18 protein-coding genes and 1 pseudogene are annotated in these 12906 nt (G+C 57.0%); 11 read left to right on the forward strand and 8 right to left on the reverse strand.

What is annotated here, in order from left to right; genetic code table 11:
- Positions 1 to 331, forward strand: a pseudogene (locus ACQZ63_RS00005) (ISNCY family transposase); the annotation flags it as partial.
- Between the two features lie 38 nt (positions 332 to 369).
- Here ACQZ63_RS00005 and ACQZ63_RS00010 read toward each other — a convergent pair.
- Positions 370 to 786, reverse strand: a complete 417-nt coding sequence (locus ACQZ63_RS00010; RefSeq protein ID WP_065657925.1) for a hypothetical protein — start codon at positions 784 to 786, stop codon at positions 370 to 372.
- Positions 787 to 1354: 568 nt separating this feature from the next.
- Here ACQZ63_RS00010 and ACQZ63_RS00015 point away from each other — a divergent pair.
- The 5 genes from ACQZ63_RS00015 (at position 1355) to ACQZ63_RS00035 (ending at position 4355) form a co-directional block, all read left to right on the forward strand.
- Positions 1355 to 1921, forward strand: a complete 567-nt coding sequence (locus ACQZ63_RS00015; protein WP_111803692.1) for a YceI family protein — start codon at positions 1355 to 1357, stop codon at positions 1919 to 1921.
- 111 nt (positions 1922 to 2032) lie between these two features.
- Positions 2033 to 2422 (forward strand): COG4315 family predicted lipoprotein, encoded by a 390-nt coding sequence (locus tag ACQZ63_RS00020; RefSeq protein ID WP_111803691.1) that lies wholly within the window; start codon positions 2033 to 2035, stop codon positions 2420 to 2422.
- 5 nt (positions 2423 to 2427) lie between these two features.
- Positions 2428 to 2934, forward strand: coding sequence for a sigma-70 family RNA polymerase sigma factor (locus ACQZ63_RS00025; RefSeq protein ID WP_111783076.1), 507 nt, complete (start codon positions 2428 to 2430; stop codon positions 2932 to 2934).
- Positions 2931 to 3710, forward strand: coding sequence for an anti-sigma factor family protein (locus tag ACQZ63_RS00030; RefSeq protein ID WP_113555819.1), 780 nt, complete (start codon positions 2931 to 2933; stop codon positions 3708 to 3710). The genes ACQZ63_RS00025 and ACQZ63_RS00030 overlap by 4 nt, the downstream gene beginning before the upstream one ends.
- Before the next feature lie 3 nt (positions 3711 to 3713).
- A complete protein-coding gene (locus ACQZ63_RS00035; protein ID WP_448799048.1) occupies positions 3714 to 4355 on the forward strand; it encodes a cytochrome b in 642 nt (213 codons plus the stop codon).
- Here ACQZ63_RS00035 and ACQZ63_RS00040 read toward each other — a convergent pair whose 3' ends face one another.
- Both ACQZ63_RS00040 and ACQZ63_RS00045 read right to left on the reverse strand, forming a co-directional pair.
- A complete protein-coding gene (locus ACQZ63_RS00040; RefSeq protein WP_013636066.1) occupies positions 4356 to 5006 on the reverse strand; it encodes a pyridoxamine 5'-phosphate oxidase family protein in 651 nt (216 codons plus the stop codon).
- Positions 5007 to 5304: 298 nt separating this feature from the next.
- Positions 5305 to 5955, reverse strand: a complete 651-nt coding sequence (locus ACQZ63_RS00045) for a glutathione S-transferase family protein (RefSeq protein ID WP_113555821.1) — start codon at positions 5953 to 5955, stop codon at positions 5305 to 5307.
- Positions 5956 to 6223: 268 nt separating this feature from the next.
- Here ACQZ63_RS00045 and ACQZ63_RS00050 point away from each other — a divergent pair, with 268 nt between their 5' ends.
- Positions 6224 to 6880 carry a peroxiredoxin gene (locus tag ACQZ63_RS00050; protein WP_003512980.1) on the forward strand — a complete coding sequence of 219 codons (657 nt, stop codon included), beginning with the start codon at positions 6224 to 6226 and terminating at the stop codon, positions 6878 to 6880.
- A gap of 64 nt (positions 6881 to 6944) precedes the next feature.
- On the opposite strand, the gene ACQZ63_RS00055 is transcribed toward ACQZ63_RS00050, so the two are convergent.
- Positions 6945 to 7397: a DUF5680 domain-containing protein gene (locus ACQZ63_RS00055; protein ID WP_113555822.1), complete on the reverse strand. Its 453-nt coding sequence runs from the start codon at positions 7395 to 7397 to the stop codon at positions 6945 to 6947.
- A gap of 166 nt (positions 7398 to 7563) precedes the next feature.
- On the opposite strand from ACQZ63_RS00055, the gene ACQZ63_RS00060 reads away from it, so the two are divergent.
- From ACQZ63_RS00060 to fghA, 3 genes are read left to right on the forward strand one after another with little or no spacing between them, the layout of a single operon-like run.
- A complete protein-coding gene (locus ACQZ63_RS00060) occupies positions 7564 to 8019 on the forward strand; it encodes a YaiI/YqxD family protein (RefSeq protein ID WP_003512976.1) in 456 nt (151 codons plus the stop codon).
- 25 nt (positions 8020 to 8044) lie between these two features.
- Positions 8045 to 8704 carry a DUF1345 domain-containing protein gene (locus ACQZ63_RS00065; protein ID WP_113555823.1) on the forward strand — a complete coding sequence of 220 codons (660 nt, stop codon included), beginning with the start codon at positions 8045 to 8047 and terminating at the stop codon, positions 8702 to 8704.
- Between the two features lie 33 nt (positions 8705 to 8737).
- Positions 8738 to 9571, forward strand: coding sequence for an S-formylglutathione hydrolase (fghA, locus tag ACQZ63_RS00070; protein WP_013636060.1), 834 nt, complete (start codon positions 8738 to 8740; stop codon positions 9569 to 9571).
- Between the two features lie 108 nt (positions 9572 to 9679).
- Here the strand turns inward: fghA and ACQZ63_RS00075 are convergent, their stop codons facing one another.
- Positions 9680 to 10078 carry a RidA family protein gene (locus tag ACQZ63_RS00075; RefSeq protein ID WP_113555824.1) on the reverse strand — a complete coding sequence of 133 codons (399 nt, stop codon included), beginning with the start codon at positions 10076 to 10078 and terminating at the stop codon, positions 9680 to 9682.
- 165 nt (positions 10079 to 10243) lie between these two features.
- Here ACQZ63_RS00075 and ACQZ63_RS00080 point away from each other — a divergent pair, with 165 nt between their 5' ends.
- Positions 10244 to 10837, forward strand: a complete 594-nt coding sequence (locus ACQZ63_RS00080; RefSeq protein ID WP_113555825.1) for a TetR/AcrR family transcriptional regulator — start codon at positions 10244 to 10246, stop codon at positions 10835 to 10837.
- 24 nt (positions 10838 to 10861) lie between these two features.
- Here the strand turns inward: ACQZ63_RS00080 and ACQZ63_RS00085 are convergent, their stop codons facing one another.
- Genes ACQZ63_RS00085 through ACQZ63_RS00095 form a run of 3 tightly spaced genes read right to left on the reverse strand, consistent with a single transcriptional unit; the run spans position 10862 to position 12904 of the window.
- On the reverse strand, positions 10862 to 11350 hold the full coding sequence (locus ACQZ63_RS00085) for a hypothetical protein (protein ID WP_013636057.1): 489 nt from the start codon (positions 11348 to 11350) through the stop codon (positions 10862 to 10864).
- A gap of 60 nt (positions 11351 to 11410) precedes the next feature.
- The gene (locus ACQZ63_RS00090) at positions 11411 to 12205 is read right to left on the reverse strand and encodes an ATP12 family chaperone protein (protein ID WP_003512964.1); all 795 of its coding nucleotides are present in this window, start codon (positions 12203 to 12205) and stop codon (positions 11411 to 11413) included.
- Between the two features lie 30 nt (positions 12206 to 12235).
- Positions 12236 to 12904, reverse strand: coding sequence for an HAD family hydrolase (locus ACQZ63_RS00095; protein ID WP_003512962.1), 669 nt, complete (start codon positions 12902 to 12904; stop codon positions 12236 to 12238).
- Positions 12905 to 12906: the final 2 nt, after the last annotated feature.

Raw genomic sequence — 12906 nt, forward strand, 5'->3', positions numbered from 1 at the left:
CCTGGTTGGAAAGTATGTCGAGACATTCGCTTACGTTGATGGTCGACTGGATATTCGATGGAAAGGTCACTCGTTGCCTTACAAGATCTTCGACAAGGATCAGCGCGTGACCCATGCGGCTGTGGTCGAGAACAAGCGTCTCGGCGAAGTACTGGCCTACATCAAAGAGCAGCAAGATCGAGACCACGCAGCTGCGCCAAAGACCAACAGTGAGAAGATCGGCTACAAGCCGAGAGGCCGCAAACCCGGTCCGCGCACGGATTTCATGAATGATCCGGACGTCATTGCGAGACGGCAAAAGGCTCTTGCTCAAATGGATGCGGCTGGGTGAAGGCCGCACCCACTTCTGCCGTGTAAACAACTGGCTTTTCAGTAAAAATGGACTTTCGACAGATCGACTTCATATGGATCTGTCTGGATTGGGCTTCCATCTTCCTTGTAAACTTCAAGCTCGGAGATTCTGCCGTTGGTTACGTGCAGCGCCAATCGCACAAGTCTGGCGATGCGAACGATACTTTTCTGGTTTGGAGCTTCATCGTCGTAAAAGCTCTCGATGGGTATATGGTCGTTTGGTCTAGGCGAAGGGGCGTCGTTGTCCTTCACGATCGCCAATGGCCCTTGACTGCGAAGCTTTAGGCTCCCGGTAGGGCTGATGCGCATCACTTCCACGGAGCTCATCTGCTCCAGGATTTCCGCTTTCCCTTGAAAGTCACCTCGCAGCAGATGCATTAGGAGCGCGCGTTCGCGATGGTCGATCTCTCTCCAGTTCTCAAGCCCATCTATCATGCCCTTCCCTCTCATCTGGCGAAGCCAAGGTGAATCTGATTGTAGCTTATGGCGCTGTCAACGGCTGACCATGACGCGACGAAAAGTGCTTTGGAGTGAGAAAGCTAAAGCCGAAGGGTGTGTTCCATCACCCGCCCCCTCCCTACCCTTGCAACCCGGCCCAGCCGGTCCGGTCGGGGGCTGATTGTTTGAGCCAGTGTCGCATTTCTAACTGGCTGGCAGAGCGACAGATGACATTTTAACTTTGCACGATTCGCGACATTTCAACCTTGCCGCCACATCGTATGTGGTAAGCTGATGAAGCTTTCTATGGTCCCGAGCGCCTCACCTTCATCAGCGCCGCCTAGACACTCTGTACCTCGCTCGAGCACAATAACGAGCAAAGGATTTAGAGAAAGCACCTAGCCTTGAGTGGGCTTTGAACCCATGAAAGACATTGCTGACGAAATGCCCATGCATTGGCTGATGCGGCAAAGATTTTGATGATCTGTCGGAACTGATAGGGATTAAATAGTAGCCAGCGGTGTTCTCACGGGTACGACCACGTACTCATGAAGGAGCCTGCGCCGTGAAGCACCTCTATTCCATCACACTCGTTATTGCCACATTGGCCTGCACGGCCGTATCTGCAAGCCCGTTTTCGTCGGCCGCCGGACGTTACCGTATCGATCCCGCCTCGCACATCGGATTTTCGATTGCACAGGTTGCCGGTCCGGGCATCAACGGCACTATTCCCGATATATCCGGCCGCTTCGATATCGATCCGGACCAACCGTCCAAGTCCTATGTGGAAATCAGTTTGAACCCTTCCAGCGTGAAGACAGGCCAGGAGCGGGTGGAAAATTTCCTGCGGTCCAGCGCAGTTTTCAACATCGCCGCCTATCCGCAGATCGTGTTTCGCTCCAACCGCGTTACGCAGGACGGGCCGCGCAGCGCGGTCGTTGAAGGCGTGCTCACGGCCCGAGGCGTCTCCAGAACCGAGACGTTTCACGCAACATTCGTTGAGCAGCAAAAGGGTTCCGTCACCTTCCATGTCACCGGAAATATCCCTCGCCTGCCCTATGGCATGGGTGTTGGCGTGCCACTCTATTCGAACACGGTTGCCTTCGACATAGATTTGAAGGGCGTCAGATAAAAACGACGGAACGTCAAAAAAATCGGCGGGACGGGATTAATTGTCGCTGGTCGGTGTTCTGTGTTGTATCGGACATGGTGTCCGCACCGTTACCTCTCAAAGGACGATCTCATGCGTGAACATCATTTCATTCTGGCAGGCGCTCTCGCGCTCGCCTCCACTGCCGCGCTTGCCGAACCATATGCCGGTGGCGCGGTGGTCGAAATGGCGACGGCAAAGGGCACGATCCTGACTGACGCCAAGGGCATGACCCTTTATACGTTCGACAATGATGGCGATGGCTCGTCAGCCTGCTATGACGGCTGCGCGAAGAAATGGCCGCCACTTGCGGCTGCCAAAACCGACAAGGCGGATGGCGACTACAGACCACTCGCCCGCAGGGATGGCACGATGCAGTGGTCGCATGATGGAAAGCCGCTGTATCATTGGCAGATGGACAAGAAGCCCGGCGATGTCACGGGTGATGGTATTGGTGGCGTCTGGCACGTTGCCAAGGAATAGCACCCATGCCTGATTTTCTTGACGAGATCACAAGTTGCATACCGGCGCTTCGACGTTATGCGAATGCGCTCACGCACGACCGTGACACGGCTGACGATCTCGTTCAGGACTGTTTGGAAAGAGCCATCCGCAAAAAGGCGCTGTGGCGGCCGCAGGCGCCGTTACGTCCATGGTTGTACCGGGTGCTGGTCAACGTTTACCGCAACAATCTGCGCGGCAGAAACCGCCGGCCCTCGCAAATCCCGATTGATGATGTTGCCGAACAGATGTTTGTGCCGGCGCCGCAGACGGGCCGGATCGCGCTTGCCGAAATGGCCCGTGCCATCGAAAAACTGTCAGGCGAGCACCGTGAGGCCCTCCTCCTCGTCGTCGTCGAAGGTCTGAGTTATGCGGAAGCGGCAAAGGTTCTGGAAATTCCGTTGGGCACTTTGATGTCCCGTCTGGGGCGCGCCCGAACAGCCTTGGCCCGCATGACCCAGGAAGACCAGCCAAATCTCAAGGTGATAAAATGACTGGCAACGAGCCGCAGATAACCGAAGCCGATCTGATATCCTATGTCGACGGGCAGCTCGAAGACCAGCGACGTGATGCCGTTCGCTCCCACCTCGCCTCCAATCCGGCCGATGCGCGCAAGGTCGAGATATGGCAGCGGCAGAATGCGACACTTACGGCTCTCTATCGTCCTGCTGATGTCGATGTTTTACCCGAGCGCCTCGATGTTTATCGGATGGAGCGGCGCTTGCGATCGGAGCGTGCAAATTGGCGCAATCTGGCAGCGGCATCCGTTCTCGTTCTGGCAGTTGGACTGACAGGTGGCTGGTTCGGGCGCGGACTTGTGTCGGAAGTCGAGGCACCTGCCCATTCCATCGTGGCGGATGCGACGCTGGCGCATAAGTTGTTTGCTAGCGAGGTTCTGCACCCTGTCGAAGTTCGGGCTGATGCCGAGAATGGTTCCAGCCTGCCGAAATGGCTGTCAAAACGGCTCGACCGTAAACTGAACGTGCCGGACCTCACCCACCATGGCTTGTCCCTTGTCGGCGGCCGGGTGCTGCCCAGTTCCGAAGGCGCCGCAGCTCAACTGATGTATGAAGACAAAAGTGGGCAGCGTGTCACTCTTTACATCGTGGCTGCGGCTGAAACGAGCGATACCGCCATGCGGCGCTCCAATGTCGACGCGCTGGAAACAGTGTCCTGGGATGACGAAACAATCCGCTGCGCCCTGGTCGGCAGCCTGCCGTCCGACCGCATGGACGCTATTGCCAAAGACACCTATCAACAGCTGAGTTAGCCGATGCAATATCTCAAGGGTCATTCCGATAGAGCGACGAGCGGCGTAAGGAGATGGCGAAACACGCCCGCCTCCTTTGGTTTGGTGGCGATCGTTTTCCATTGGACGATCGCGCTCCTATTCCTCGCGCAGCTTGCGCTGGGATATTTTATGAGCCGCGACATCGATCCGGTGCTTCAGTTCAATCTTTTTCAGTATCACAAGTCGATTGGGTTTCTGGTTCTGGCCCTCGCCGCCCCCCGCTTCATCTGGTCGATTTTCAGCAGGAAACCGCGGGCTCTGGATGGTGAAGGGATGGCTTCGAGGTTGGCCGCACGGTCGGCTCACGCCGCGCTGCTGTTCCTTACTCTCGCCGTTCCCCTTGCCGGTTGGGCCGTCGCGTCGACGTCTCCTCTGCAGATCCCTAGTTATGTCTTCGATCTTCTCGTCGTGCCAGGACTACCCATGGCGATCTCCGACCAAGCCGAGGCCTTCTGGACTAAGGTTCACGCCACTCTGGCCTATCTTGCCGCAGTTATCGTCCTTCTTCATGTGGCAGCAGCGCTGTGGCACCATTTCGTCCGCAAAGATCCAACGCTTCGGCGCATGATCCCTTTCAGGGCTGCTGAAGACAACAGGAGCCGCACCGCCTCCCCTCGAAAATAGCTAATAAAGTGTTCTCTGGTAGTCCTTTTCCAGATCGTCATCCAATTTCCGCATCTCATCCTTGTTGCTGGGCGCCCCCGTCGTTTCGTCAAGGATGATTTTGATGAGCGACGGCATCTCGGAGCGATCCTGAAAATGATCCGGGCTCCACAAATGAGACCGCCGAAACGCCTTGGCGCAATGCATGAAAACCTCACTCACCCTGACGACAATCGCGAGTTTGGGCGCACGATCATTGATGCTCATGCTTCTCAGAAGTTCCGGGTCGGTTGCGAGCTTTGCCTGCCCGTTCACACGCAACGTGTCGTCAAATCCCGGTATGACAAACAACAGCCCGACGCTTGGATTGGCAATGATATTGGTCAACGTATCCAGACGATTGTTACCCGGCCGATCCGGTATCGCGAGTGTGCGTTCATCAAGAATCTTGACGAACCCCGCAGGGTCGCCACGAGGGCTTACGTCAGCACTTCCCGCCAGATTCTGCGTTCCTATGCACAGGAACGGAGAGCGTCTGATAAATTCCCGCGCATGCTCGCCAATGGTGTCCTGACACTTCAATATCGCCAGCGCGTGGGTCGCCTCGAACAATCCTCGAAGCGATGGCTCATCTGTTATTGCAAATTCCGGATCAAGTTCAAACGCCGTCATCATCCTCACCCTTGTGACGTTGCCCCGTTGTTCCCATCAGCTTCACCAGACGAAAACGCCTTGGATATTGCTGACATATCGATTGTTTTTCTCTTTCCGCATTTGAGCTGCTTCTAAATTTGAGGTACGTACCTCAATATCAGCACTATCGCAGATTTCAATTTCAATCAAGAAGTAGAACCGGCGCCGATAGAGGCACAACAATCACCGAAACGGCTGCGGGAGCCTTTGAGGGCGGGCAGTCCTGTACAGACCGTGTAGTTTGTTCTTACCTAAGGCCCTCGCTATTCACCGACGTTCAAGCGCTCGAGGCGGCCTTGAAGACGGCAAGCTGGTCGGCAAAGGCGCGTCGATAGGCCGGACGCGCCTCACCGCGAGCCACATAGGCTGAAAGGTTTGGATATTCGTCGAGGATGCCTGAGCTTTTTATCCTTTGCAGCACCGATATCATCAACAGATCTCCAGCGCTGAACGCACCGTCGAGCCAGTCGTCGTCACCGAGGCAGCGGGAGAGTTCGCCGAGCCGCTTGCTGATATTTTTATCGATCATCGCTAAGCGCTCTTCGTACCAGCTCTTGTCGCCCTCCAGAAACCGGGCAATCGAGCGGTCAACGATTGGCGGCTCCACCGTGTTGAGCGCGGCGAACATCCAGGTTATCGCCCGTGCCCGCGCATTCACATCCCGCGGCAACAGGCCGGCATTGCGCTCCGCGATGTGGAAAATGATCGCGCCGGATTCGAACAGTACGAGGTCGCCCTCCTCATAGGTCGGGATCTGTCCGAACGGCTGAAGTGCCAGATGCGCAGGTTCCCGCATCGCCTTGAAGGAGAGAAGTCGAACATCGTAGGACAGTCCCGCTTCCTCCAGCGCCCAGCGGACGCGCATGTCGCGGGCCAGACCCTTGCCGCCATCGGGCGAGCGTTCAAAAGCGGTAATCGTGATCGTCATTGCTGTTCCCCATCGCGTCTGTTTGGAGACTATTGGCTCATTGTGGTCGAGCATCAGCTTTTTGCGCCGGCCGGAAAAGGCAGCGCGTCAGAATAGGCGTTTGCCAGAACGAAAACAATCCTTGTACGTTTCAATGACAGGTCATTAGCGTGCCGTTTGCCGTGGAAAGGGCTGGCCATTTCACGCAAAAACTCTAAGCTCCTGCGCCGGACGCGGATTGCCAAAACCTTCAGGATTTCAATTTAAATCATTAGGGAGAAACCATCAGATGAGCCTGCGTATAAACGACATCGCACCCGATTTCACCGCCGAGACCACACACGGTCCGGTGAGCTTTCACGAATGGATCGGCGACGGCTGGGCGGTCCTGTTTTCGCATCCGAAGAATTTCACGCCGGTCTGCACCACGGAACTCGGCGCGATGGGCGGCCTGCAGCCGGAATTCGAAAAGCGCGGCGTCAAGATCATAGGCATCTCGGTCGATCCGGTCGAAAGCCATGAGAAATGGAAAAACGACATCCGCACCGCGACCGGCTTTAATGTCGATTATCCGCTGATCGGCGACAAGGACCTGAAAGTCGCGAAGCTCTATGACATGCTGCCGGCGGGCGCTGGCGACAGTTCCGAAGGCCGCACGCCGGCCGACAACGCCACCGTGCGCTCCGTCTTCGTTGTCGGTCCCGACAAGAAGATCAAGCTGGTCCTCACCTACCCGATGACCACCGGGCGCAACTTCGACGAAATTCTTCGCGCGATCGATTCCATCCAGCTGACTTCCAAACATCAGGTGGCGACACCGGCAAACTGGAAACAGGGCGAAGACGTCATTATCACCGCCGCCGTCTCCAACGAGGATGCGATTGCCCGTTTCGGCTCCTATGACACTGTTCTTCCATACCTGCGCAAGACGAAGCAGCCCGGCTGATTTGAAATCGATAAAGGGGGCGATGGATCTCCATCGTCCCTCTTTAATCTTACTCGCGGCGCAGCTACGGCTTTATCACGCCGCCGTGGTAGTCGAGCCGGTACAACTCAACGCTGTCCCGATATATGCGCTCCACGCCGGTAAAAGACCGGAATTCGCCCTCATTGGTATCGACATAGATCATGTCTTCAACCTCGTGGGTGAAGCCGCCTAGGAAGCGCCCTTCCCTGTATAGCGTGGAAAGCGATCGCTGGATCACCCTGCCCGCCACCGTGCCGTCGATCAGCTCAGGGCGGATGATGCGGCCGTAATAATTCATGGCCCAAAGTGGAACTCCCTGATGCCAGACGACCTCCTGACCGATGAAGTCGGTTCCGCCGAAATAGCTATCGATATAGTTCCAGTCGCCACTTCGAAAGCCGAGGTCGTGTGAGCCGATGCGGGTGGGCGTCGAGGATTTGTTGCCGCCGCCCACATAAGTGGCGGACTTGGCCTGCACGATGAATTCTTCCAGCATCGGGAATACCTCACATCAGGAACATAAAGTGAACATACTGGACTTGTTTGAAGGTCGCAAGCGTATTCCTTACCCTGCCTGTCGCCATATTTTCACAGATGGCGGGCTTGGTAATCGCAGCGTTTGCCCTTAAAAGCGATGCATAAATGATCCTCGAAGAGTGCCCATGTCGCAGACCCCGCAAATCTATGTCGATGCCGACGCCTGCCCCGTGAAACCCGAGATTCTCAAGGTGGCGGAACGGCATGGGCTGGAGGTGACATTCGTTGCCAATTCCGGTTTGCGCCCGTCGCGCGATCCGATGGTGAAAAACGTGATCGTATCGGCCGGTTTCGATGCGGCGGATGACTGGATTGCGGAGCGTGCGGGCGAAAACGATATCGTCATTACCGCCGATGTGCCGCTCGCCGGGCGTTGCGTTGCCAGGGGCGCGCTGGTGACGGGACCGACCGGCCGCGTTTTCGACCAAACCAACATCGGCATGGCAACTGCGATGCGCGACCTTGGCGCACACCTGCGCGAAACCGGTGAGAGCAAGGGATATAACGCGGCTTTCTCGCCGCGCGACCGGTCTGCTTTTCTGGAGACGCTTGACCGTTTCTGCCGCCGTGTCAAAAAATGACCGCGTAAACAGGAAGGCGCAGCCCATGACCCCGGCCAATCCGCAGAGCAACACCTACAGCCGCCATAAGCCTTTCTTCGTCGCTCTTTTCGTTGGCGCCTTCGGCCTTGGCTTGGCGCTGGCATTCGAACGGCCGCTCGCCATCGAAATTGCAGCCATTCTGTTTTTCCTGACCTATCTCGGGCTGGTGGCCTTTCGGCTTCCGAAATTAACGGCCCAGCACCTGAAAGCGCATGCCGATAGTGATGACCTGCCGGCAATGGCCATCATCGCCATTACGCTGATCGCTGCCACCGTCGCCGTCGTTTCACTTTTCCAGGCACTCAACCATTCCGGCGAAACCGTCTGGACGCTGCTGCTCGCCTTCGGCTCCGTGATTTTCGGGTGGTTGACAATCCACACCATGACCGCCTTGCACTACGCACATCTTTACTGGCGTCCGGAAACCGTTGATGGCAAGCGCAAGCATCGCGGCGGCATGGATTTCCCGGCAACGAAGGAACCCTGCGGTTACGACTTCCTCTATTTCGCTGTTGTCATCGGCATGACGGCGCAGACCTCGGATGTTGCTGTAACCACGACACCGATGCGCAAGGTCACGCTGTTGCACTCCATCGTCTCCTTCTTCTTCAACACAGTTCTGGTAGCAGCGGCGGTCAATGCTGCGGTCGCGCTTGCGGGCTGAACCGGAAAAAACTCTTCATAAAGGAATGGCTTCATGAATATCATCTCGCAAAATACGGCCTTTGGCGGCATGCAGGGCGTATTTTCGCACCCATCCGAAACCCTGAAATGCGAGATGACCTTTGCAGTCTATGTGCCGCCGAAGGCGATCAGCGAGCCGTGCCCGGTTCTGTGGTATCTTTCCGGCCTCACCTGTACCCACGCCAATGTCATGGAAAAAGGCGAATATCGCCGCATGGCATCCGAACTCGGGCTGATCATCGTTTGCCCGGATACCAGCCCGCGTGGCAACGATGTGCCTGATGAAGTGACCAACTGGCAAATGGGCAAGGGCGCGGGCTTTTATCTCGACGCCACGCAGGAGCCTTGGTCGGAGCACTACCATATGTACAGCTACTTAACGGAAGAGCTGCCAGCCTTCATTGGCCAGCATTTCCGCGCGGATATGAGCCGTCAGGGCATTTTCGGCCATTCGATGGGCGGCCATGGCGCCATGACGATTGCGCTTAAGAACCCAGACCGCTTCAAGAGCTGCTCCGCCTTCGCCCCAATCGTCGCCCCCTCCTCTGCCGACTGGTCCGAACCGGCGCTGGAAAAGTATCTCGGAACGGATCGCGCCGCATGGCGGCAATACGACGCCTGCTCGCTGGTCGAAGACGGCGCCCGTTTTCCGGAATTCCTGATCGACCAGGGAAAGGCCGACAGTTTCCTCGAAAAAGGCCTGCGTCCCTGGCTGTTCGAAGAGGCGATCAAAGGAACCGATATCGGCCTGACGCTGCGCATGCACGAGCGTTACGACCACTCCTATTATTTCATCTCCAGCTTCATGGATGACCATCTGAAATGGCATGCCGAGCGACTTGGCTAAGGCTGCGAAAGGGGAAGCTTAACCTGCGCGGTTTGGATTCGTCCGACATCTTGAACAGCGACGTGACGGCGTTTTTAGTACGCCGTCTTCGCTATGGCTTTCGGAGATTTATGCATCCAAAGGAATGCGGACGATGACCTTGATCTCGAAATCGAAGCCCGCGAGCCAGTTCACGCCTATTGCAGTCCAGTTCGGGTAAGGCTTCGTGCTGAAAATCTGCTGCTTGACGGCCATGATGGTTCCGAACTGTTTTTCGGGGTCCGTATGGAATGTCGTCACGTCGACAATATCATCAAATGTACAGCCCGCTGCATGCAGCGTGGCTTTGAGATTTTCGAAAGCCAATTGTACCTGACGTTCAAAATCGGGTTCTGGCGTTCCATCGGAAAGGCTGCCCACCTGCCCGGAAACGAACAGAAGGTCCCCGGATCGGATAGCCGCCGAATAGCCGTGCTCCTCGTAAAGAGCATGTCTGTTTGCGGGAAAGATTGCTTCGCGCTTCGCCATTTTTAAATCTCTCTTCTTTGTAATCAAGTGCACTCTCTGGGCGGAACGTTACGCTTCGAGCGCTTCACACAACGCCTTATTTGATATACGGTGCGTATTTGAATTTGGTGGCATACGTTCCGTATGTCAACCCATATACGTCACGTATGTAAAATTGAGGAGAGTATGGCGAAACGACGCGCGGAAACGATGGAGGAAAATCGCGTAAAACTGATCGCGGCTGCACGAAAGATTTTCGCCGAAAAGGGATACTCTTCCGCATCAATGGACGAGTTGACTGCTCAGGTTGGTCTGACGCGTGGGGCGCTTTATCACAATTTCGGAGATAAGCGTGGGCTGCTGGCGGCGGTGGTCGATCAGATCGATTCTGAAATGGCGTCTCGCGCTCAAGAGATCGGGGCATTGGCCGAGGACGATTGGCAAGGTTTGCTCGCCGAGGGCGCCGCCTATATCGAAATGGCGCTTGATCCGGAAGTACAACGCATCGTTCTGCTCGACGGGCCTGCGGTGTTGGGTGATCCGTCGCAGTGGCCTAGCCAGAGCAGTTGTCTGCATGCGACCAAGCGAACGGTTCAGAGCCTCATCGAACAAGGGGTCATCAAGTCAGTCGATGCGGAAGCTGCTGCCCGGCTTCTAAGCGGCGCTGCACTTAATGCTGCGCTATGGATCGCCGCCAGTGACGATCCCGTGAGGGTGCTGCCGAAGGCTGTCGAGGCTTTCCAGTCCATGGCCACCGGCCTTCTTGTGAAACCAGTTTAAACTCTATCTGGAAACCATACTTGTTCACGGAAACAACGCCGTCGCGAGCGTTGTCGGTCCGGGTCGGCTCAGCCGGAACTCGCGGATCACGCGCTCCGCGACGCCGTAAGCGAGATCCTGCTCGATCGACTGATTGTCGAAGCTGACGACGGTGGCGGTGAATTTGGCCTCGGCGATCACCTCGCCCGTCGCCACGGCGGCCGCACGAACGATGACACGGGCCGATGCCCGTTCTCCAAACAGGAAGGGGCCGCGGGTGACGGATGCGAGGCGAATGGTCAGCACAACGCGCGGTCTGATTTCGCCGCGTGCCGTCGTTTTGATGGCATTCTGTAGTTGCGCATGAATGGATTGCATCAATGCCGGCGCTACATCCGGCCGTGCCGCTACAAAGGCGCCGCGCACATCATAAAGCAGCCGGTCGGCATTGGTCGCCTCCGGTTCCAGCCTGAAAGACATGAGCGTGAAACACGCCAGCACAACAATGCCAAGGCGTTTCAATCGAGTGTTCATGATCTGCGGCTCCCCTAACGTGAGGTAACCGCATATTCGGTCATCAGGGTTAGAAAAGCGTTAAGGCGCGCTCTTCAACGCCTCCAGAACGTTGAGTGCTGCACGCATGTCGATGAGCCTGGTGGCGCGGCGCTCCAGCGCCTCCTCGTCCTCGCCCCAATGTTCGGCGGTCCAGTCCTCGTCAAGATGGGCCAGCGCCCAGGTTTCCTCCAGCGTCAGCTGCCCTTCCGCCAGTGCCAGCGCCAGAATGGCGGAGCCGGTCAGCGACGTCATGGTGTGCAGGGCGGCAAGCGCGATCGGCGTATCGTATTTTTTGAGCGTCACGGCAAAGGCTGCAACAGCTTCCCGAGGCTGATCGCGATGCATGACGCCTTCGACGAGAATGAAGCGTGCGCCGAGAACATTGGCCGCCCAGTCGATGACCGGATCCCAATGGTCCGCCTGCCGCGCCACAAGCGCTTCCGGTTGACCTGCGCGGTAGCACAGGAGATCGGAAGAGGAAAAGCGCAGTATGTCCTCGAAAACCGCCTGGGTGTCGCTGGCGATACCGTCGATGGCGGTGTTCACATGTCGCGAGACCGGCATGACGACCGGGTTCACCACTTCTTTCTGCGCATCCCATTCATCGCGAAGCAGGTCCGCAAGCGCCTTCGATGGCAAGACAAGCGGCTTCTTGGCGGGCGTGCGCAAAGGTTTGCCATCGAGATGGATGGTGAAGCCGCCGTCTTCCACGTCAGCAACGGTAACGTCCTTATAGAAACGTTTCGGCAGGGGCCGCTGCATCTGGATTTGGGCGCGAAGGATCGGATCGGGGTGGCTGAGGCCTTCCGAAAGGTCGTTCAGGAGATCACGCATGGCACGTCCTCATCAGTCGAATAGAAAGGATCATTCAAGAATATCGGCGGGAACATGGGCCGGAATTTCGCTCGGATGGCTGACGACGGCGTCTGCGCCTGCCTTCCAGAGATCATCGACCGAGGCGTAGCCCCAGGCAACGCCGATGGCCTTTGCGCCGGCGGCCTTTGCCATCTGCATGTCATAGATAGCATCGCCGATGACGACAGTGTCGGCCGGAACCATGCCGGTTTCGTGGCAACATTCCATCACCATGGCCGGATGCGGCTTGGAAGGGCAATCATCCGCCGTGCGCGACACGATGAAATGCTCGGCAAAACCATGCGTTTCGAGAATATGGGTCAACCCGCGACGGCCCTTGCCGGTGACCGCGCCGATCAGCACCTCATCCCGCCTGGCGAGCGTGTCGATCAAGGGCGCGATACCGTCGAACAGCGGCTCGATCATGCCAGGTCGGGCGCGGATCGGGTGATATATTTCCCGATAGCGCTCAGTCATCGCGCGCGCCTCGTCATCCACATGCGCCTTACCGAGCATGCGGGCGATGGCGATGTCGAGCGTCAGGCCGATAATTGCCTTGGTCTGCGCAATATCAGGCCGTGGCTTTCCGAAATCGGCAAAGGTATCGACCATGACGGCATGGATAAGGCCGGCGCTGTCGACCAGCGTGCCGTCACAATCGAAAAGAACGAGTTTCATCT

The sequence above is a fragment of the Agrobacterium sp. CG160-95 genome (assembly GCF_053521725.1).